At 63.2% G+C, this 20,543-nt stretch carries 16 protein-coding genes; 7 read left to right on the top strand and 9 right to left on the bottom strand.

Annotated elements, in window-relative coordinates:
- From FJ434_RS20450 to FJ434_RS20465, 4 genes are all read right to left on the bottom strand, one after another.
- The coding region (locus FJ434_RS20450; RefSeq protein WP_210242301.1) for a hypothetical protein at positions 1 to 1,828 on the bottom strand (1,828 nt) is incomplete at its 3' end.
- Positions 1,825 to 3,366: a hypothetical protein gene (locus FJ434_RS20455; protein WP_140750960.1), complete on the bottom strand. Its 1,542-nt coding sequence runs from the start codon at positions 3,364 to 3,366 to the stop codon at positions 1,825 to 1,827. The genes FJ434_RS20455 and FJ434_RS20450, both read right to left, overlap by 4 nt.
- A 2-nt stretch (positions 3,367 to 3,368) precedes the next feature.
- On the bottom strand, positions 3,369 to 5,183 hold the full coding sequence (locus tag FJ434_RS20460) for a hypothetical protein (RefSeq protein WP_210242186.1): 1,815 nt from the start codon (positions 5,181 to 5,183) through the stop codon (positions 3,369 to 3,371).
- 289 nt (positions 5,184 to 5,472) lie between these two features.
- Positions 5,473 to 6,021 (bottom strand): hypothetical protein, encoded by a 549-nt coding sequence (locus FJ434_RS20465; RefSeq protein ID WP_140750962.1) that lies wholly within the window; start codon positions 6,019 to 6,021, stop codon positions 5,473 to 5,475.
- 560 nt (positions 6,022 to 6,581) lie between these two features.
- Between FJ434_RS20465 and FJ434_RS20470 the strand changes: the two genes are divergently transcribed.
- Complete coding sequence (locus FJ434_RS20470) at positions 6,582 to 7,457, top strand: hypothetical protein (RefSeq protein ID WP_140750964.1); 876 nt, start codon at positions 6,582 to 6,584, stop codon at positions 7,455 to 7,457.
- 283 nt (positions 7,458 to 7,740) lie between these two features.
- Here FJ434_RS20470 and xth read toward each other — a convergent pair whose 3' ends face one another.
- Entirely contained in the window at positions 7,741 to 8,520 is a 780-nt protein-coding gene (xth, locus tag FJ434_RS20475) for an exodeoxyribonuclease III (protein ID WP_140750966.1), read from the bottom strand.
- An 18-nt stretch (positions 8,521 to 8,538) separates the two neighbouring features.
- A complete protein-coding gene (locus FJ434_RS20480; RefSeq protein WP_140750968.1) occupies positions 8,539 to 8,721 on the bottom strand; it encodes a DUF3606 domain-containing protein in 183 nt (60 codons plus the stop codon).
- Here FJ434_RS20480 and ligD point away from each other — a divergent pair.
- On the top strand, positions 8,714 to 10,789 hold the full coding sequence (gene ligD / locus FJ434_RS20485) for a DNA ligase D (protein ID WP_246678350.1): 2,076 nt from the start codon (positions 8,714 to 8,716) through the stop codon (positions 10,787 to 10,789). The genes FJ434_RS20480 and ligD overlap by 8 nt on opposite strands.
- A gap of 67 nt (positions 10,790 to 10,856) precedes the next feature.
- On the opposite strand, the gene FJ434_RS20490 is transcribed toward ligD, so the two are convergent.
- The gene (locus FJ434_RS20490; RefSeq protein ID WP_181166041.1) at positions 10,857 to 12,113 is read right to left on the bottom strand and encodes a phospholipase D-like domain-containing protein; all 1,257 of its coding nucleotides are present in this window, start codon (positions 12,111 to 12,113) and stop codon (positions 10,857 to 10,859) included.
- Positions 12,028 to 12,609: a hypothetical protein gene (locus FJ434_RS29885; RefSeq protein ID WP_181166042.1), complete on the bottom strand. Its 582-nt coding sequence runs from the start codon at positions 12,607 to 12,609 to the stop codon at positions 12,028 to 12,030. Before FJ434_RS29885 ends, FJ434_RS20490 begins: the two co-directional genes overlap by 86 nt.
- A gap of 202 nt (positions 12,610 to 12,811) precedes the next feature.
- On the opposite strand from FJ434_RS29885, the gene FJ434_RS30310 reads away from it, so the two are divergent.
- Both FJ434_RS30310 and FJ434_RS20500 read left to right on the top strand, forming a co-directional pair.
- Positions 12,812 to 13,174 carry a hypothetical protein gene (locus FJ434_RS30310; RefSeq protein ID WP_246678351.1) on the top strand — a complete coding sequence of 121 codons (363 nt, stop codon included), beginning with the start codon at positions 12,812 to 12,814 and terminating at the stop codon, positions 13,172 to 13,174.
- Between the two features lies 1 nt (position 13,175).
- The gene (locus FJ434_RS20500; RefSeq protein WP_140750973.1) at positions 13,176 to 13,742 is read left to right on the top strand and encodes a DNA-binding protein; all 567 of its coding nucleotides are present in this window, start codon (positions 13,176 to 13,178) and stop codon (positions 13,740 to 13,742) included.
- A 37-nt stretch (positions 13,743 to 13,779) separates the two neighbouring features.
- Here FJ434_RS20500 and dinB read toward each other — a convergent pair whose 3' ends face one another.
- Complete coding sequence (dinB, locus tag FJ434_RS20505; RefSeq protein WP_140751040.1) at positions 13,780 to 14,901, bottom strand: DNA polymerase IV; 1,122 nt, start codon at positions 14,899 to 14,901, stop codon at positions 13,780 to 13,782.
- A 163-nt stretch (positions 14,902 to 15,064) separates the two neighbouring features.
- On the opposite strand from dinB, the gene FJ434_RS20510 reads away from it, so the two are divergent.
- From FJ434_RS20510 to FJ434_RS20520, 3 genes are read left to right on the top strand one after another with little or no spacing between them, the layout of a single operon-like run.
- Entirely contained in the window at positions 15,065 to 15,826 is a 762-nt protein-coding gene (locus FJ434_RS20510) for an ImuA family protein (protein ID WP_140750975.1), read from the top strand.
- Positions 15,741 to 17,261 (top strand): DNA polymerase Y family protein, encoded by a 1,521-nt coding sequence (locus tag FJ434_RS20515; protein ID WP_140750977.1) that lies wholly within the window; start codon positions 15,741 to 15,743, stop codon positions 17,259 to 17,261. Before FJ434_RS20510 ends, FJ434_RS20515 begins: the two co-directional genes overlap by 86 nt.
- A complete protein-coding gene (locus FJ434_RS20520) occupies positions 17,258 to 20,524 on the top strand; it encodes an error-prone DNA polymerase (RefSeq protein WP_140750979.1) in 3,267 nt (1,088 codons plus the stop codon). The genes FJ434_RS20515 and FJ434_RS20520 overlap by 4 nt, the downstream gene beginning before the upstream one ends.
- Positions 20,525 to 20,543: the final 19 nt, after the last annotated feature.

Raw genomic sequence — 20,543 nt, forward strand, 5'->3', positions numbered from 1 at the left:
CGGCGGCCGCATAGGCGGCAGCGAAAGAAGTCCATGCCTCGCCCAGATCGGCGCCCTCGGGCGGTGCGATGCGGCCGCCGGCGACGGCCGCCTTGATGGCCCTGGGCAACAACTTCCCCAAGTCGTCAACGTTGGTGGCTCGCGGAACCAACGAACCCGCGTCCTGCCTGAACGATGGTTGGAGCGTGCCCACATCAGCGAGCGACACTGATTGCATCGCGCCCTTTTTGCTGACCAGCATGCGGGACACTTCAGCGATACCGAAGGGGTTTTTCTCCAGACGCGCAAGATCGTCGGGCAAGGCAAGGCCAATAGAGTCCGGCTCTCCTCTCCAGATCAGCTGGACGACGTTCTTCTCTGCTGCCGCCCCGCTCCCCACCGTCAGCGTGAGATCGAACTTGATCTGAATGTTGACCCGCGAGGTAGAAACGTTCTCTCGGAATTTTCGGCGTTTCCGCGCGGCTTCGAGTAGCGGTTCAAATTCGAAGATATGCGGCGTATCCCAGATCACCGCCTCTGGCAGCAGGTCCCGCAAGGCTTTGTATTTGAGGCTGAAAACGCGAGCGACGTCGGCATTCATGTCGAGCCATTGCGTCTTCGTCCGCCGCGAGGATCGAATATCGATGCGGCGCGGCAGCTTCAAGGTGCCGAGTTGGCCGAACAAGCGCTCGATGCTTCGGACCAATCCATCGAGCAGATCGGTGCATTCGATCGGGCGCCCGTAGATGAACTTCTCCCATTTCGCCCGTAGCTGGCGATTGTCGGCGAAATCTTCCCGATGCGCCTCGAAGAAGTCGCGGTCGTCCTCCCTCGCCTCCTTGAGCGATCGACCTTTGAGATCGTTCAGATATGCCTTATCGGCATCGCTCAGTCGGTCGGGGCGATCATAGTCAAAAAACTGGATCGTCTCCTCGGGGAGCTTCAGCTTTTTTAGCCTGAGCCCTGAGAAGACGAGCAAGACATTGTCCTGCTCCCATTCCAGCTCGGCAAGCTTCTCGGTTTCGTCGCGCCAACCCGGGGGTGCTGCGATGAACGCCTCGATGACCGAGTGCAAATGGGTGGCGATCTCGTCTCGAACGGTTTCGAACTGGTCCTGCAGTTCTTCGGATTCGATCGGCTGTCGATTTGGCCGCTGTTTCGAGAGCAGCGGCCGACGGTCGCTGATCAGCTTGTCGTAAAGCCTGCGCCAGCGATTCTGCTGTTGAAGATCCTTGGGGCGCTGCGAGCGAAAGTATCCACTGTCCCGAGGCAGGTGCAGCGCCGGCAGCGCCCAGCCGAGCGCGTCGGCGATGGGCAGCGACATCGTCTGGATAGCCTCTCGCGTCATCGCGACGTAGGTGCTGAGCTGTGCGAGAGGCCAGTCGTCGACGCTGGCCAGGGCTTTCAAAGCCACTTGCCAGGCATCCACATGGTCCGGAGGAAGTCCCAAACCTTCGGCAGCCGGAGCGACCCAGTAGGCTGCTCCTTCCTTCAGCTCCTTGGCGCCAATCAGCGCCACATCGTGAAGTGAAGCACCTTGATCGTCGTCGGTGTTGGCAATCAGGAGCGCGGGCCGGTCACACTCAGCATGCCGCAAAGCCACGGTTCTATCGTCCGTGATCACGGCTTCCGGCAGGCCTTGGCCTTCCACCAACGTGCGCGGCACTGCTATTTTCACGCGCGTTTGGATCGAGGGATCTGCCACCAAACGATTGACGATTGCCGCAACTTGCGGGCCGGTCAGCCTGTCAAGCATGAAGCGGGCAGTGCCGCTGTCTGGCCCGAGGCCCTGCAAGCGTTCGTCGAGAGCCGCGGCGCCCGCGGCGCCGACAAGATCGAGCGCGTTCATGCCCTCACCTCGCGGCGAAACGGGTTTTCGACATAAGCAGCAGAGTCCGACAGGCGATTGAGCAATCCAAGGCTGATGAGGCGCTCCTCCAGTCGGCGGGCATTGTCGGAAAAATCCTCTTGGTCGGCTTTGCCAGCCCCGATGATGCTTGCCGCCTGATGATCTCCGATGACCAAGCCGTACCGGTCGTTGAGTTCTCGCAGGAAATCCTTGAACTCCAAGCGCTCGGGTACGCAGCACACCACAAGCGTCTTGAGCAGGCGGTCAGTCGGTGCGTACCGGACACGCCGGCTCGACCGCCGGGAACTGAGGCCGATCTGGCGGGCCCAAGTGGAATGGACCTTTCCAACATGCTGTGCGTGCCGAATCTTTGCTCGGCTCACCAACTCGTCGAGCAACACGCCAGGGTTCGTCAGATCGCTGGAAAGCTCATCGGGGTCCGGCCAATCAAACTGTCGGGCTAGAACTTCCGCCGCGCTGAGCAGCGCGTCGTCGGAAGCGAGGGCTGCCTGCCAGTCGTGCGAGTTTTCTGCACTGCGGATATAGTGCTCGATGGCCAGCCCTGGCAGCGCGTTATTGGCTTGGAACGAATCGGCCGCGAGGTCGCGCACGACCGTCTTCCGCGGCGATACAATCTCGCACACCATCGTAATGGGAACAGCGTCGAGCAGTTCACGCGCCCGCTCCAGCTGGTACCGGATGAGGTTCAGTCCAGTGATCGTGACCAGGTGCGGCAGAGCGTCGAACACCGAGATCGGGCTGTCTAGAATCGCGATCCAGTCTTCGGCCATTTGATCGAAAATCGGGTGCGCCGAGCACGGAAGGTAGGACCCGGGCCGGTCGTTCTCGGCCAGTTGCGCCTCACCCTGCAGCGCCCCGACCAGGCGATCATACACCGTCGGCTGCTCGAACAGCTTTCCGACCAGACGGTCCCTGAGATCGGCGGCCCGCTTCGCGCGGGAGAGCATCAGGTAGAGGACTTCCCCGGTGCGGGCAAAGAACCGCCTGTCCGTGGAAACGCCCGAGGCTGTTACCGCCGCATCCTCGTAAAGCGCGTTCGGCCCGAACGGGAAAACAAACTTAGAACTCCAGCGTTTATTGCTCGTCCCTTCAATCGCGGAGGATTGCAGGAAACCGACGACCGCGGAAAAGTCCTCAAACGAGTCGAAGCGGTGGCGCAAATAGCTGAAGTCCCGGTCGTCCAAGCCCCCGGCATTCTGCTGCATGAGCTCGAGCCATTTTGCCCAGGCGGCGTCGTCAGAAAGACGTTCCGCGCCGATGGTCAACAGGTATGGATTGTTGAATATGACGTTTCGCAACCGCAGCTGCGTCTGCGGTCGATAGCTGAGCTTGTTGAACTCGACTTCCGTCAACGCTCGGCCGGCGAGACTTTCCGACCTGAGCACGCCAAGAAATTCGAGAAGGATGAGCCAGGGACTCTGTTCGTCGTGAAGGCGATGCCCCCAGATGGCTTCGTCCACCCAAAACGCCGGGCCAGTTCGATCCTCATGCCCGACCGGGCGTGGCAGAATCTCCATCTCTAGATCCTCACCGTCACACTGCGCGACGAGGCTCTGCCGTCGAGGTTGAGATCGATGAACTTCAGGACGATGTCGGTGGCGCGGTCATCGCCGTCGAGAACCCGCCGTCGTTCTACGGCGCTGAGCAGTCTGGCCTTGAAGGCGAGGAAATCCTCATGGCACTCGAGTGAGAAGCTTGAGGGAAGGGCGCCCTCGGCCACGCGTCCAAGAAATTCAAACCGGGTCGTCGATAGCTGAAGCGAGACAGGGGGCGGGTCGTCCCGCGACAGCTTGACCACCAATTGCATCCCGCCCTTTTTGTCGCTCACGAGCGAGACTTCCTCCCCGCCGCGGCGTGCCACCGAGACGAATTCTTCGAGTAAAGGGCTGGTTCTCGACTGCGATTGGCTTCCCGCACTTGCCAGCACCAGGTCGTCTTGGTTCTGAATGAGCATGCCAGTGAACACACGATTGAGCCCACGAATGAGCATGGGCATCACGTTTCTGGGCAGCGGACGCTTCTCGGCGAGAGCGCGGGCGGTCTCCAGATAAAGACCGGCATAACGGAACACCGTCAGATCCCACAGGTCCAAGCTTTCCGCGAGCTCTTCGCCGATGGTGAAGAACAAGCGTTGACGCTGCCCCTGCAGGAGCGTGAGAAAACGCGTAGCCGCGCCGGGGTCATCGCCTTCCAGGTAGGATTGTTGCGCGCGCTTGTAGGTCGGCGTCTCGCCGTAGATCGGATCGGACTTCACCAGGGCAGTGTAGGTTGACAAAAGTGCGGGATCGTCCGCGCCGTAAACCAGCATGTTGTCGACCTTGTTGCTGGTTTCCGAACCGATCCCGAACAGGTGCAGTTTGCGAAACGGTTCAGTCCTTTCGGCACGGCTTCGCTTCAGGTTGCTGCCGAAGACGTTTCGGTAGGGGCTGGCCTGTTCGGCGCTTCCTGCAGCTGCCAGCGCGCCGACATCGTTGCAGGACATAAGGCCATCTTTCGCCTCCGGATGCCCTAGAATGATGTTCGTTACCAACGAAAGCGCCTGCCGGATGGTGAAGTGGCCACCGTTCTGTTCGCTTGCCTCGACAAGGCTGCCGAGCCGCCTTCTGAAAAGGCGGTCATCACTTGTGCCGACAAGGCGCTTGCGGTTCTCACGGATGGGGCAATGGCCCTCACTATGAGCCGGACAGTCCAGGCACCCATCCCAACCTGCGTGCTGCGTGATGGCATCGATGACCTGATCGATCATCACGACAGCTGCAGACCGGCTGAGGTCCCGCAAATCAAGTTTGATGGCGTCGTTGCCCCCGCGCCCGGTGACCAGGAGGTTCTCGACGACGGCCACAAGCGCGGTAGTAGTCTTGTCAGTACCGGCGCTTTTGAGTTTCTCGAGCAACTGGCCGTGGTTGGCGGCCATGAGGTAGACCCGCGGCGAGTTCGGATCTGCGACGTCCCACGCCATCTGCTCGATCAGCGGCTTGCTCTCGTCGGCGCGGAGCTCGCTCAGATCCTTGACGACTATGAGTTGCCGGGCCCCCAAGGGGAGCCTTTGAATTTTGGCGCCGCCATTCCAGTCTTCGATCGTGCCGCCGAGTTCAAGCCAGACACGACGGCAATGGTAGGTTTTCCCGTCACCGGCTGTTCCGGTCAGAATAATCGACAGGCAATCTTTCGATCTGAAATTGTCGACGAGCCAATCAAGGTGAGGAGCTGGCAACTCGATAGGCGCGATCTTCAGCCGGGCGAGAGCCCGCTGAATCGTCTCATCGTACATGTTGTCGTTGGTGGGGATCGGCCCGTAATTCCGCAGGAACCGGATCCAATTGTTAGTCGGCATGCACTCGTCCCCCCAAGACTGCCGCCCAGCGCTGACGATCGTCTCGGAAATCCCGGCGCAGCCCCATGAAATCAGTCGGTTGCAGAGTAGTTGAGAACTCGCGAAACGCAAGAAAGGAAGCTCGGCGGGGCTGCAATCGGCCGTCCTCTAGCGCGCGCCTGCGAACGGCAGTTGATCACCGTGGACCGATGGTCGTGAAAAGACCGCCGGCGGCCATAGGTTGTTAGGACGCGCACATCCTTGCCGCACGACCGCCAACTAGCCTAGCCAGGTAAGTCAGCTGGCGCGTTCAGTCCACTCGCGGTCGCATGGTTTCGTCCAGCGCAAAGCCTTCGATTACTCCGCTGAATACGCCTCGCTCTTTCGAGCCAGTCAGCGCAATCCTAGCCATCGCACGGAATTCGGCGACTTCATGGGGTGAAGCCCCTCTCCCTCCATGAACTATTTTGCTGCGCAGCCGATACAGCTCGACCGTGCGACGGACTATCCCTGTCGTCTGTTCGTCATCGAGTCCAGCGCGAGCGCAGGAGTCCTGCATCAATGTCCGGATCGAGCTGGTGATGGATTGCTCTCGCATAAGATCGAGCGCGGTAACGAGATCCTCCCTCTGGGCCGAACTTGCCTCCTCCGACCACCGATCAATGAAGGTGAGGGCAGACTCGTCGCGCCGCGTCCGGCTGGCCAAGAGCTCCAGCACGGTCGCAATAAGAACGACCCGGCTCGTGCTGTTCGCCTCGAAGTCGATGTCGGCATACACTTCCCTGGCGCGGTCGCTCCCCGGCCGCACCGGAAATGAAGCATCGAAAGCTTCAGAAAGCGCTTCGATGTCGGCCAGCACGCCTCCGCTCGAGATGGACAAGGATGTGTGCGGCATTGCCCCCGTTGGAAATAGCGATACTAGCGTGAGGTCCACATCCCACCCAGAGACTACAATTTCGGTAGACGTCGGGCGAACTCCTGCATCAAGGAAGAGGGAAGCCGATGGTAGTACCGAGAGTATTTTCGCCGCTGCCGCCCGCGCGTCTTTCTCAAATGCATTGCACCTGACGATCATATAGCGGTGAAACGTCGTGTGGTGGAGAGAAGCCTCCCATTCCCAGAGTCGGAATGATTTCTCGCCATTGAAGCTGACGCGCCCGGCTCCGTAACTCCGGCTCGACTCTCCGGCGAACCCGAGACCGGGATGTAGTTCAATCGGTATGACGATATCGTATCGTGTCGCGTCCTCCACGATTAATCTCCCTCAAAGCCCTGACTAGCGTCGCGCTGCTGCCCCGCTCACCTCAGGAACCAACTTCATCAACGGCGAGGTCTATGGCGTGACCGGGGCCAAGTAGGTAGCCTAATCCCGTTACAAGAGCTGCGCCTACAGCGTCGGAGGCGTCGGAAGTTAATGACATGGCAGGCAGGAGCGGTGAGAAAGCTGAACCCAACGCCGATGCTCCAGGCGCGACGGCGTCATTCCCTTACGACCGTATTACCGTAGAACGCTTCCGCCAGAGTTTTCCTCGCGCTCGCTGGAGCGATGATCTGAAGGCCTGGTTTGTGCCGGGCAAGATGGCGGCCCAGCGGTTCCATCGCTGGCTGGAACGCGAGCTCGCCGGGACAAGCACCCACGCCGATGCTCGAGGTCGAGACGCCTATGTCTTCGCCCCTATCGTGTCGAAATACCTGCGGGTGCACGACGACCGGTTGGAGGTTCAAACTCCCTATTCTCGATCGGTCGTCAGAGAAATGCGCGAGGTGCCCTTTGCTTCCTGGGACCCAGAGCGGCGCGTGTGGACCGTGCCCTATCGCTCCTACGACGAACTGCATCGGCGCTGGACCGAGATCGAAGCTGCTGCCATCCGCAATGAACCCGCGGCGCGCAAGGAACGAGCGGCGCAAAGACGGGGCTCAATCGCAGAACTGGCCTCACGGGCTCGCGCCGCGGAACGTCGACGCCGGCGCTACCCACTTCGGGCCGGCAACCTCCCGCCTTTCGAGCGACCGGTGATGACGCGCGACTATGGTGTCGTCGCCTTTACCGATTGCGACGGTGAGCCGGTCGCCCCTGAACTGCTTCGCACGCATTATCCAGGCCACCCGGGGGCTGACGACTATGTCTGGGGCCGGTGGCGCCTGGCCGGATTGGACGAGCTCGTCAAAACCTGGCCGGCCCGTAAGGGATCGAAGCGGGCGAGCGACGATGTCTGGTGGCAGCCCACGCTTGACGAGCTCAGGGTCGCCCGAAAGGCGGCGCGCGCACTTGAACGACGGCGTCGCCGGTCGTGAACCGTCAGCTGCCAGCGTTGAGCCGTTGCTCGATCTACCGGGCCGACGCCAGGATGTCGTCGAAGCGCGTTGCGGCGCCGAAGATCATGACCGTGGTGTTTTCGTGGTCGCGGGCAAGGGCATCCACCATTTTGGGTACCGGTGCGATGGCGAAGCTCCCCAGTGCGGCGGGCGCGAAATCGTGGCCGGGCCGATTCGAAGAACATGCACGCGTGCCGCCCGCAGTCGGTCCGAAGAATGCGACAAATTTCGGACAGCGCACGATGACGAGGGAGCTATATTCTCACCCCATCAGCTCGATCCAAGCCGGCGCATGATCGCTTGGCTTTTCCCAACCGCGGGAGTCGACGTCTACACCGGCGCCGCGGAGCCTTGCCGACAGCGAAGGGCTGATCAGCAGATGGTCCATGCGTAGACCGGAGCTTCGATCGTAGCCGCCTCCATACGCATGGTTCCAATAGGTATAGACGCCCTTTTCCGGATGGATGCGCCGAACCGCATCCACCCATCCATCCTCCAGCATCCTGGCATACGCCTCTCGGCTTTCAGGAAAGTAGACGGCATCACCCAGCCATCGCCGCGGCACCACGGCGTCGATGGGGGTCGGAACGACATTATAGTCGCCGCACAGCACGGTCGGCGTGCCCTCGTTGAGCAGGAGCCGGCCGTAGCCGATCAACCGGTCGAACCACCTGAGCTTGTAGTCGAACTTGGGACCAGGCGCGGGATTTCCGTTTGGCAGGTAGAGGCAGCCCACGACCAAGACGCCGATCCCGGCCTCGATATAGCGGCTATGGGTGTCGTCGGGATCGCCCGGCAGCCCACGTCGGCGTTCGACAGGATCTGCGCCCCGGGCGAGAATAGCGACACCGTTATAGGATTTCTGGCCGTGCCAGATCGCCCCATACCCGGCATCGCGAATAGCCTCGGCCGGGAATTTCTCGTCTGACGTCTTGAGTTCCTGTAGGCAAACAATGTCGTAGCGCGTGGCGTTCAGCCACCGGAGCAGCACCTGCAGCCGTCCATTGACACCATTCACGTTGAAGGTGGCGATACGAACCACGGGTTGTGCCGCGGCCGGCTATTTCTTCCCGAGCTGGTCCTCGACCTTCTTGCGGCTGTTGCCGACCGATTTCACCGCAGACTTCACCTCGGCCTTACTCGCCCCGGTCTTGCCCGCCTCATATTTGACCTCATGGTCCTGCCCGCCCGCGACCTTTGCGCGGTCCTGGCTGCGTCCACGGGTGGTCCCGGTATTGGCCATTGCATCCTCCAAATATAGCGTTCCAGTGCCCACCAACGCGTCCGCCCTGTTCCGGTTCAATCCTTCGAGCCATCCGCAGGAACAAATCCCGGAGCAGAGGATTGAATCTCACCATGTATTCGAGTTCCGCATGCCGGCCGTAGAGGCCGCTCTCAGCAAAAAGCGCGCGCCGCGCAGGGACTCAGAATCTACCCCTCGATACCCACTTCCCCGCTTTCGCCCGTTCCAGCTCTGCACGCTGACCGAGGACATTCCGGCAGGCGCTGACTGGCTCTTCGAAATGAAGTTCGACGGCTATCGGGCCCAGATCGCCATCTCCGGTTCGGAGGTCGTCGTCTACACCCGCAACGGCCATGACTGGACCCGACAGTTCAAGGTCATCCTCCCATCCGTTCGGTCCCTCACCGAGGGCTCCGCATTGATCGACGGCGAGATCGTTGCCATCGACAGTGCGGGAAAGACCAACTTCTCTCTTCTGAAGACCGGTATTGCCGCCGGCATGCCGCTCAAGTTCTACGCCTTCGACCTCCTGGAACTGAACGGCGAAGATCTGGCGAACGAGCCGTTGCTCGACCGCAAGGAGCGGCTTGCCGAGCTTTTGGGCGATCGGGAGCCGGACGACACCCTGCAGTATTCGAGCCACATTGCCGACCACGGACAGAAAATCTTCGATACGATGTGTGCGGGCGGCCACGAGGGCGTCATCGCCAAGCGCGCCGACAGCCGGTATGTCGGTGACCGCACCTCGAGCTGGCTCAAGATCAAGTGCACGAAGCGGCAGGAATTCGTTGTCGGCGGCTATCGGCCCAGCGACAGCGGCCGCGGCATGGCCTCGCTGATCCTCGGCACGTACGAGAACGGGAAGCTGGTCTATCGAGGTCGAGTGGGTACCGGCTTCACCGAGGCAATGCGCGACAAAATCCTCGCGCAGCTCGAGAAACGCCGCCTGGAAAAACCAGCATTCGCCGCCGTACCACGTGACATCGCTCGGCGAGCCCGCTGGGTGAAGCCTGAGCTCGTTGCCGAGGTCACCTATTCGGAGGTCACTCCCGACGGCAGTCTGCGGCATCCCAGTTTCGAGGGGATGCGCGAGGACAAGCGAGCTGATCAGGTCGTGATGGAAGTGCCCAAGGCGACAGCGGCATCGGCGATCGCCAACCTCGACTCCGGCTTGGGCAAGGAAATCGCGCGCGGCGTTGGGGTGACCCTGACGCATCCGGACAAGATCATGTACCCGGGAACGCAGGTCACCAAGGCGACCCTTGCAGCCTACTACGCCGCGGTTGCCGAGAGAATGCTGCCGCACATCGAGGACCGTCCGCTGTCGCTGGTGCGTGACACCGACGGCGATCTCAAGCAGACCTTCTTCCAAAAGCACAAGCTGCCCGGCATGCCCAAAGCCATCCGTGACGGCCATCTTGAGAAGATGTCTGGCAAGGAAAGCCGTATTCTGTGGGTGGAAGACCTGGCCGGGTTGATCGCTGGCGTCCAGATGAACGTCCTCGAATTCCACGTCTGGGGAAGCCTTCGCCAGCAGCCAGACCTGCCCCACCGGATCATCTTTGATATCGATCCCGACGAAGGGCTCGGATTTGGCGACGTCAAGCAGGCGGCTCTCGACATCCGAGGTGTCCTCGAGGCGCTCGGCCTGCAATCCTGGCCCCTCCTGTCCGGGGGCAAGGGCATCCACGTCGTCGTTCCGCTCGTCCCCGAGGCGGACTGGGAAGAGGTCAAGGGGTTCTGCCAGGATTTTGCCGAGCTACTCGCCCGTACCGATCCGTCGCGCTTCGTCGCCAATATGAGCAAGGCGCGGCGCAAGGGGCGCATGTTCCTCGACTATCTTCGCAACGGTCAGGGCGCGACGGCTATCTGTCCGTGGTCGACGCGCGCTCGGTCCGGTGCCGCGTGCGCCGTTCCGGTCAGCTGGGAAGAGTTGCCGAGCTTCAATAGCGCAAACGCCTTCGACATCTTCGCCGCCGCCAAACGTGCGCAGGGACCAGACGCATGGGACGGCTATTTTGATGTCGAGCAGACGCTGACCGAACATGTCCGTCGCGCCGTTCGATGAGGCTACGCACGGCGTATGCGTAGCTATCCTTCGGATGGACTGGAAGTTCGGGATTAACCTCCGATGCCTATCGGAAGAGTTCGCGCTTTCGATGCTTTTGCCGCCCCGGCAGGAAATGATCCTTCTGCCAGCTATCGTCCGGCGTCAGCAGCGCCGCCTCCCTTGCACTACCGCCGCCGGAACCCGCTACTTTCAGCGCCGTTGTCCTGAAATAGAGATGGCGGTGCAGTCGCATGAACTCATTGACCAGCACCGGCGTCACCTCGGCCGCCCATTCGCCCGAGAGCAGGAGCATGTTCTCGTCATTGTCGGTCACCGAGGCCGACGAGAAATTGGCCGATCCCGAGAAGACGCGCGGATTTGGGCCGAAGGGATCGATCATCATCATCTTGGTATGGATGTAGAAGATATTTCCCTGCCGGCGGTGACGTTCTTCGCGCAGGAACCAACGGTCGAGGGCTTCGCCTTCGAGGCCCGCCTTGATGCTCTTCTCTGCCAGCAGCGCGCCCATCGCGACGATATTGTCGCGGTCCTTCTCGATCGCCGTCATCATCGCCTTGGCCTTGTCGGTCCGCCCTGAATTCTCGGCCACCACAAAGCGCAGGATGTTGCCGTCGCCGGTGAAGGCCGCACCGATCTCTTCCGAGATTCCGAAAGCTGCCGTCAGGAACCCAGCCTTTTCGGCCTGCGCCATCTGGCCGGAGTACCAGCCCAGGATTCCCTCCGCGCGAGGGGAGAAGATCGGCCGAGCTTCGCTGGCGGCGAGAGGGTTCGGATCGGGAAACTCGCGCGTATTGAAACCGCTCAGATCCGCCGGCGACGGGTCGCTCGCCAGCGTCTCCCAGTAGCGGGCGTAGGAGCGCGCCAGGCCCTCGTCCTCGATCACGTGAGCAAGGTTCGATTGCCCGAGAAACCCTGAAGGCGTGAAATTGGTCGATCCGGTCCAGACCGCGACCGGGCGCCCGTTTTCCTCGAGCACCATGAACTTGTTGTGCGGGATGCCTGCCCACCATGTCCGAGGATAGAGCGTCAAACCCTTTCTCCCCATCGAGGGCAATGTGCTGCCCAGCCGCTTCTTGAGGTTTTCATCCAGCATCGCAATCCAGTTTCCGACACTGGTCTCGTCTTGGTAGATATCGCCATTGCTACGGCGATCGCCGGTGTTGACGCAGATCTTGACCTTCGCGCCCCGCAACGCGGCTTCCCCCAGCGCGGCAAGAAAAGGAAAATAGGTGAACTCATAGGCGGCGACCTTCAGCTCGAACCCCGGGCCGCTGGCGCGGCCGATAAAATCGAACGCCGCTTCGAGGAGGCCACGGCTCAACCATTTGACCTTTGCATTGGCCGGGTCGCGCTGTTCGTCGTCGCTGGGATAAGTGTTTGCCGAACTGCCGGGCGAAGGCCTGTCCAGGCACGGTGCCGCGGTTGAAATAGACATGGTGGCGCGCCCCCGGCGCGTTAAGCGTCGCAACGGTCATCTCGATGTCAGCGCCCGGCACCAGTTCGGCGGGCGCTCCATAGAGAGGGCGAATGACATAGTCGGCCGCCTCGCCGCCGGGCTCGGCGTTGTAGTCCGACCACTGGAAATCCTGGATCGGATGCTCGTTGGTCGGCTTGAGCGTGCCGGGCTCCGGGTTCGGACGTGTCTCCTCGAACACCTTGAAGCCATTCATCCAGGCGATGTTGCCGCTAGGCTTGCGTTTGCCCAGAGCAAATCCAAGCAGGCCTCGTCGCGCCTCTTCGGTTGCGTCCATTCCGAACAGAACAGTGTGGGTGCCCGCTATTGCGTGAACGCTGATGCCGTTCTTTTCTTTTCGCATGCTCTTCCCCCCGGAACTGCAAAAGTCGAACGGCCTATCTGGAGCCGACAAGTAAAGGTACACGAGGATTATGTCGGCTGATAGGGAACCGTCTTGGGCGTCGTGGCGGTGCGTCGGGCAGTACCGAACGTGGCTTGAATTCAGCGGCCCAGATGCTATGTTGGACAGAACAGAAAAAACGTTCAACATCGGAGCAGCGAAAATGGCAAAGACCAGCAAGCCCACGATTGCCCGCGCCGGCACGAGCGGCTCTCCGATCAAGAGTCGCAAGACAAAGCTCGGCCGCGTGGCGAAGACAGGGAGGTTCGTGCTGATCGATCCGGCTCGCCGCAAGGCCGTGCTGTCGGCCGCCGAGAAGTCCGGACTGCTCGGCGAAAAGAGCGCGCGCATCGGCGGGCGCATCAGTCCGGCTCTATTGGAACAGGCGAAGAAGCAGACAGGGATCAGCACCGATACCGATCTCATCGAATTCGCGCTCGCCAATGTGGCGCTCGAGGACGAGTTCAGCAAAGCTTTCACTAAGGTGCGTGGAACGGTCGATCCGTCTCTGAAGCTCGGCTTCTGAGGTGGCCGCCTTCGATTTCGACGCCGCCGTTCGATGGGGCCGTCTCGATCCCGGCCGCACCCTGTCGCGGCGGGACGATGCAGAGCTGCCCTTTATCGGAGATCATCCGGGCGCGGGCCACGGCCTGCTGCTCGACACCTGCGTCTATATCGATGGCTTGCAGGGCCGGGCTCCCGACGCCCTTGGCGAGCTCCTGAATGTCCGAACAGCCAACCATTCGACGGTGGCGATCCAGGAACTGATGCACACGGTCGGCGTGCTCGATCCCGCCGATCCGCGGACCAAGGGCGTCGTCAAGCAGATCGGCGTTCTGCTCGACGCCATGCCGGCACATCGCACCTTCACTCCCGATGCCGACGTGCTGGCGCGGGCCGCGCTGCTTTCGGGCATGTTGTGCCGGCTGCAGGGTTACCAGAAGGATGCGCGGCTTCGCGCCCTTCACGATTGCGTCCTGTTCTTGCAGGCCCAGAACCTCGGCTTCGCGGTACTCACGGCCAATATCGCCGATTTCGATTATCTGCTGCAGCTCGTCCCCGCCGGCCGCGTGCTCTTTTACCGTCGATCCTGAGGTCGTCGAGCCCCACATCAAGCGGTCGCGCCAAGGCTCACAGCGATAGTGAAAGCTGCGGTTTTTCTTCGTCCGATCCGCTGAGCAGCGACGACAGCGTCACGCCCAGCAGCCGGATGCCTTTCGGGGTGGGGAAGGTTGCCTCGAGCAGTCCGTCCGCGAGCTCGCGCAGCTCCTCCTCGCTGCCGATCGGAGCAGGCACGGTTCTACTGCGCGTGATGATCTGGAAGTCCGCATACTTGACCTTCAAGGTCACAGTCCGGCCGGCGAAGCCGCGCTCCTCGCAATAGTGCCAGACCTTGGCGGCCAGTGTCACCAACTTCGCCTTTGCCGGTTCCAGCTCGAACACGTCCGTGGCGAAGGTATCCTCGGCGCCAATCGACTTGCGCGGCCGGTCCGGCTGGACCCGGCGATCATCTATCCCCCGCGAGATGGCGTAGTACCAGGCGCCCGCCTTGCCGAAATGCTCCTGCAGGAAAGGCAACGTCTTGTTGAGTAGGTCGGCGCCGGTCTCGATTCCGAGGCCTTGCATCTTGGCCGCCGTCGCCGGACCGATGCCGTGGAACTTCTTGACCGGCAGCTTGGCCACGAAGTCGGATCCCATGGCCGGCGTGATGACGGCCTGGCCGTTGGGCTTGTTCAAGTCGCTCGCCATCTTCGCGAGGAACTTGCAATAGGAAATTCCCGCCGATGCGTTGAGCCCCGTCACCTCTTTGATCCGGGTCCGGATCACGGTCGCGATCTCGGTCGCGACGCCGAGTTTCTGCTTGTTCTCGGTGACGTCGAGATAGGCCTCGTCCAGCGAGAGCGGTTCGATGAGATCGGTATGCTCGGCGAAGATCTCCCGGATTTGCGCCGACACCGCCCGATAGACCTCGAATCGGGGCGTGACGAAGATCAGTTCGGGGCAGCGGCGCTTGGCCGTCACAGAGGGGAGGGCCGAGCGTACGCCGAAGGCGCGGGCCTCGTAGCTTGCGGCGGCGACGACGCCCCGGGCCGCCGAGCTGCCGACCGCGACCGGCTTGCCGCGCAGCTCGGGATTATCGCGCTGCTCCACCGAGGCATAAAAGGCGTCCATGTCGACATGAATGATCTTGCGGACCCGGGCTTGCGCCGGGTCCGCTCCAGCATCTGTCCGACATGTCGCGCTGCCTTCCATCACCCGACCGCTCACAGATATCCGCACGCAGCATCCCAGATTTTGCCTTGCGCCGACAGGGTTTGGACGATGCGCCAGCCGGGGAACGATTCTCCCCGATTGACTCTTACGCCATTGAGAACAAAAATAGAACATATCAAAACTGGGAGACGAGTGCGCGGGCATGGCCATGTCCTCGAGCAGCCTTGCATTGTCCGAACTTCGGGACCGTATCGCGCGGCTCGGGGGCGGGTCTGCACGCCGGCGCGAGGTCCTGCCCTTCGGCATCCCCGAACTCGACAAGGTGCTGCCGGGAGGAGGGCTGGCGCTCGGCGCGCTGCATGAGGTGGCGGGCGGCGCCAATGGCGCGGTCGACGGCGCCGCGGCCGCCCTGTGGGCCGCCGGAGTCGCCGCCCGGACGCGCGGGCGTGTCCTGTGGTGCGTCACGCGGCAGGATCTGTTCGCGCCATCGCTCGCCCAGGCCGGTCTGCCGCCCGGTCGGGTGATCTTTGTCGAGGCCGGCGACGAGGCCGCGGTCATGGCCTGTTTCGAGGAGGGCCTTCGGCATGGCGGCCTTGGCGCCGTGGTGGCGGAGATCGCGCGCCTGCCGATGACGAGCTCGCGCCGCCTGCAGCTCGCCGCCGAGGCCTCCGGCACGCTCGGCATCGCTATTCGCCGGTGGCGGCGCCAGACCGAAGCCACCGATTTTGGACAACCGACCGCCGCGGTGAGCCGCTGGCGCGTCTCCGCTCTTTCCTCCCGACCATTGCCGGTTCCCGGCGTCGGCCGCCCCCGCTGGCGGCTCGAATTGCTGCGCGTCAGGGCAGGGGAGAGCGCCGACTTTGAAGTGGAAGCCTGTGATGCCAAGGGTCGTCTCGCTCTATCTGCCGACCTGGCCCACCGATCGCCTGCGGCGCACGCTGGGCGTCTCGGCGCCGTCGGCTGATACGCCGATCGTCCTGTTCGGCCGGCAGGGCCGCCGCCGCGAAATCCTCGCCCTCGATGCGGCCGCCCGCAATGCGGGCCTGCGCATCGGCATGCCGGCGAGCAAGGCGCAGGTCCTCGTTCCTGGCCTCGTCAACCTCGAGCTCAATCCGGCCGAGGACGCGGCTGCGCTCGACCGCCTCGCGCTCTGGGCGCTGCGCTATGCACCGATTGTCGCGCCCGATCCGCCCGACGGGCTCATCATCGACACCAGCGGCGCCGATCACCTTCATGGTGGCGAAGAGGCAATGCTGGCGAACCTCGTCTCTCGCATGGAGGCCTCTGGCATCGCGGCCCATGCCGCGATTGCCGATGCCTCGGGCACGGCCCATGCCGCCGCGCGGTTCCTGGCGCGTCCGATCTCCATCATCCCGGCAGGACAGGCGGCGGCTGCGATGCGGGATCTGCCGATCCGGGCACTGCGCCTGCCCATTCCGATCGTCGAGGGGCTTCACGTCCTCGGCTTCGAGCGCATCGGCGACATCGAGGACACGCCGAAAGCCCCGCTGACCCATCGCTTCGGCCCCGAGCTTATGCGCCGCCTCGACCAGGCCATGGGCCGCGCTCCCGAACCCTTCGAGCCGGTCCGGTCGCCCGAACTGATCGAGGTTCGTCGCGCCTTCGGCGAGCCGATCGGCGCTGCAGAAACGATCGCGCGCTACACCGCCAAGCTGGTCGACCAGCTCTGCGCCGCTCTCGAAAAGCAGGGGCTCGGGGCGCGCCGGCTCGACCTGCTGTTTCATCGGGTCGACAACCGGATCGCAGCCATTCGCGTCGGCACAGCGGCGCCGGTGCGCGAAACCGGCCGCCTCACGCGGCTCCTCACCGACCGTATCGAGACCGTAGACCCGGGCTTCGGCATCGAGCTGATGACGCTGACCGCAACACTGGCCGAGCCATTGCGGGACCGGCAGACGATCTCAACGCTGGTCGAGCCGGAGGAGCCGGACATTTCCGATCTCATCGACGTCATCGCCAATCGCCTCGGGGCGAACCGGCTCTATCGCTTCGCCCCGGTCGAAAGCGATGTGCCGGAGCGGTCGGTCAAGCGCGTGGCGCCGAGCGCGCCCGATGACGGCGCGAACTGGCCCGGCGAGTGGCCGCGGCCGTCGCGCCTGCTCTCGCCGCCCGAGCCGATCGAGACCATGGCGCTGCTGCCCGACAACCCCCCGGTCTGGTTCACCTGGCGTGGGGTTCGTCGCCGCGTCGCCCGCGCCGACGGTCCCGAACGCATCTTTGGCGAATGGTGGTTGCGCCAGGCCGAGACGACATCGCTGCGAGATTACTTCCGCGTGGAGGACGAAGGCGGAGAACGCTTTTGGCTCTTCCGCGCCGGCGACGGCGAGGATCCGGCCCCCGGCTCGCACAGATGGTTCCTGCATGGAATCTTCGCATGAGCGGGCCGCGCTATGCCGAGCTGCAGATGACGTCGCACTTCTCGTTTCTGAGGGGCGCGAGCTCCTGCGAGGAGCTGTTCGCGCAAGCCGCGCTGCTCGGCATCGAAGCGCTCGCCGTCGTCGATCGCAACAGCCTTGCCGCCGTGGTCCGCGCGCACGAGGCGGCCAAGGCCACCGGCGTGCGCCTGATCGTCGGGTGCCGCCTCGATCTAGCCGACGGCATGTCGCTACTCGTCTATCCCAAAGACCGGACGGCCTATGGCCGCCTCTGCCGGTTGCTGTCGCTGGGCAAGTCACGCGGCGGCAAGGGACTCTGCCGTCTCGAATGGGCAGATGTCTTCGCCTATGGCGAGGGCATGATCGCCGTCCTCGTGCCCGACATCGCCGACGACACCTGTGCGCTGCAGGTGCGGCGCCTGCGTGAGGCGTTCGGCCGGGATGCCTATCTCGCGCTGACCTTGCGCCGGCGCCCCAATGACCAGTTGCGCCTCCATGAGCTCGCCAACCTGGCGACGCAGATGGGCGTCGCGACCGTCGTGACGAACGACGTTCTATTCCATCATCCCGAGCGCCGGGTGCTGCAGGATGTGGTCACCTGCATCCGCCACAACATCACCATCGATGATGCCGGCTTCAAAAGGGAGCGGCATGTCGACCGCTACCTGAAGTCACCCGATGAGATGCACCGGCTGTTCGGCCGCTATCCCGAGGCCCTGGCACGCACATTGGCAATCGCCGAGCAATGCCGCTTTTCGCTCGACGAGCTCGCCTATCAATACCCTGAAGAAAGGACGATGCCGGGCCTTACCGCCCAGCAGGCCCTCGAGAAGCTGACCTGGGAAGGCGCCAAGCGGCGCTATCCCGAGGGCGTGCCCGACAAGGTGATCGGTCTCATCAAGCACGAGCTCCGCCTAATCGAGACGCTGCAATACGCACCCTACTTTCTGACCGTGAACGCCATCGTGGCCTTCGCGCGGTCGCGCGACATTCTCTGCCAGGGCCGGGGATCGGCCGCCAACTCGGCGGTCTGCTACGTTCTCGGCATCACCAGCATCGATCCCGACCGCAACAATCTGCTGTTCGAGCGCTTCGTCAGCCGGGAGCGTAAAGAGCCGCCCGATATCGATGTCGATTTCGAACACGAGCGGCGCGAGATCGTCATGCAATGGGTCTACGAGACCTACGGTCGCGACCATTCGGCATTGTGCTCGACCGTGGTGCGCTATCATACCAAGGGCGCCGTCCGCGACATCGGCAAGGCGCTCGGCCTGCCCGAGGACGTTACCAAGCTGCTCTCCTCGCAGGTCTGGGGCCATGGCGAGGGCATCGACGAGACCCGTGCTCGCGAACTCAACCTCAATCTCGCCGATCGCCGCCTCACCCTGACGCTCGAGCTGGCGCGCCAGCTCGAAGGCACGCCGCGGCATCTGTCGCAGCATCCCGGCGGGTTCGTGTTGACCCATGATCGGCTCGATGAGCTCGTGCCAATCGAGCCGGCCCGGATGGAAGACCGCCAGGTCATCGAGTGGGACAAGGACGATATCCACATCCTTAAGTTCATGAAGGTCGACGTCCTTGCCCTGGGAATGCTGACCTGCATGAAGCGCAGCTTCGATCTCCTGGCCGAGCACAAGGGCGTGTCGCTCGACCTCGCCACGATTCCGGCCGAGGATCCGGCGACCTACGCGATGATCCGCAAGGCCGACACGGTCGGGGTCTTCCAGATCGAGAGCCGGGCACAGATGTCGATGCTGCCGCGGATCAAGCCGAGGACGTTCTACGACCTCGTCGTCGAAGTGGCGATCGTCCGGCCTGGTCCGATCCAGGGCGATATGGTGCATCCCTATCTGCGCCGGCGCGAGGGCAAGGAGCCGGTCGAGTTTCCGACGCCCGAGCTCGAACAGGTCCTGGGCAAGACCTTGGGCGTTCCGCTGTTCCAGGAGCAGGCGATGCAGGTCGCCATGGTCTGTGCCGGCTTTTCCGCCGGCGAGGCCGACCAGCTGCGCCGGGCCATGGCGACCTTCAAGCACACAGGCGGCGTTTCGAAGTTCCGCGACAAGCTCATCGGGGGCATGATCGCCAACGGCTACACGCCTGACTTTGCCGCCAATACCTTCAAGCAGCTCGAGGGCTTTGGCAGCTACGGCTTCCCCGAAAGTCACGCCGCCTCTTTCGCCCTCATCGCCTACGCCTCATCCTGGATGAAGTGCCATCATCCCGATGTGTTCTGCGCGGCCATCCTCAATTCGCAGCCCATGGGGTTCTACCTGCCGGCGCAGCTCGTGCGCGACGCGGTCAGCCACGGCGTCGAGATCCGACCCGTCTGCATCAATCAGAGCCGCTGGGATTGCACGCTCGAACCTGCGGGAGATGACGGGCGCTTCGCGGTGCGCCTCGGCATGCGCCTGGTGAAAGGCCTCGCCAATGACCAGGCGGGCGCCATCATCGCAGCGCGCGCCGACCAGCCATTCTCGACCGTCGACGATCTCTGGCATCGCGCCGGCGTACCCGCCGCGTCGCTGGTGCAACTCGCCGAAGCCGATGCCTTCCTTCCGTCGCTCGGCCTGGCGCGTCGCGAAGCGCTCTGGGCACTCAAGGGTCTGCACGATGATCCGCTGCCGCTGTTCGCCGCAGCCTCGGAGCGCGAGCGGCGCACCATCGTCGAGCGGATCGAACCGAGTGTCACGTTGCGCCCGATGGTTGCGGGCCGCGAAGTGGTCGAGGACTATGGCCATGTCGGCCTGACCCTCAGGCACCATCCGCTGGCTTTCCTGCGCGCCGGGCTGAGCCGGCGCCGCATCGTCACCTGTGCCGAGGCCATGGCGGCGCGAGACGGCCGCTGGCTCGAGGCCGCGGGCCTCGTGCTCGTCCGGCAGCGACCCGGATCGGCCAAGGGCGTGATGTTCGTCACCATGGAGGACGAGTCCGGCGCGGCCAACATCGTCGTCTGGGTCAAGGTATTCGAGAAGTTCCGGCGCACCATGTTGTCGGCATCGATGCTGGCCGTGCGCGGCCGCATCCAGCGGGAGGGCGACGTCGTTCATCTTGTCGCCAACACCGTCACCGATCTCTCGGCCGAGCTCGCCAGCGTCGGCAACCGTGACATGGCCTTTCCGCTGCCGCATGGGCGGGGCGACGAAGCCCATCATGGCGGCCCGGGTCTCGATCCGCGCAGCCTGCCCAAGGGGTTCCGACCGCGCGACCTGGTCGATCCCACGCTCAAGGTCAAGCCGATCCAGATCAAGACGCGGGATTTCCGGTGATGGCGAGTGCTTCCAACAG

Origin of the sequence: Mesorhizobium sp. B2-5-13 (genome assembly GCF_006440535.1) — a bacterium.
Taxonomy (GTDB): domain Bacteria; phylum Pseudomonadota; class Alphaproteobacteria; order Rhizobiales; family Rhizobiaceae; genus Mesorhizobium; species Mesorhizobium salmacidum.

Bases quoted from the DNA above. Each gene is read 5' to 3' on its own strand.
- FJ434_RS29885 (WP_181166042.1), bottom strand. From the start codon at position 12,609: ATGCGAAAAGAAAAGAACGGCATCAGCGTTCACGCAATAGCGGGCACC.
- FJ434_RS20520 (WP_140750979.1), top strand. From the start codon at position 17,258: ATGAGCGGGCCGCGCTATGCCGAGCTGCAGATGACGTCGCACTTCTCG.
- FJ434_RS20515 (WP_140750977.1), top strand. From the start codon at position 15,741: ATGCCAAGGGTCGTCTCGCTCTATCTGCCGACCTGGCCCACCGATCGC.
- FJ434_RS20455 (WP_140750960.1), bottom strand. From the start codon at position 3,366: ATGGAGATTCTGCCACGCCCGGTCGGGCATGAGGATCGAACTGGCCCG.
- FJ434_RS30310 (WP_246678351.1), top strand. From the start codon at position 12,812: ATGGCAAAGACCAGCAAGCCCACGATTGCCCGCGCCGGCACGAGCGGC.
- FJ434_RS20460 (WP_210242186.1), bottom strand. From the start codon at position 5,183: ATGCCGACTAACAATTGGATCCGGTTCCTGCGGAATTACGGGCCGATC.
- FJ434_RS20470 (WP_140750964.1), top strand. From the start codon at position 6,582: ATGGCAGGCAGGAGCGGTGAGAAAGCTGAACCCAACGCCGATGCTCCA.
- FJ434_RS20480 (WP_140750968.1), bottom strand. From the start codon at position 8,721: ATGGCCAATACCGGGACCACCCGTGGACGCAGCCAGGACCGCGCAAAG.
- FJ434_RS20510 (WP_140750975.1), top strand. From the start codon at position 15,065: ATGGCCATGTCCTCGAGCAGCCTTGCATTGTCCGAACTTCGGGACCGT.
- dinB (WP_140751040.1), bottom strand. From the start codon at position 14,901: ATGGAAGGCAGCGCGACATGTCGGACAGATGCTGGAGCGGACCCGGCG.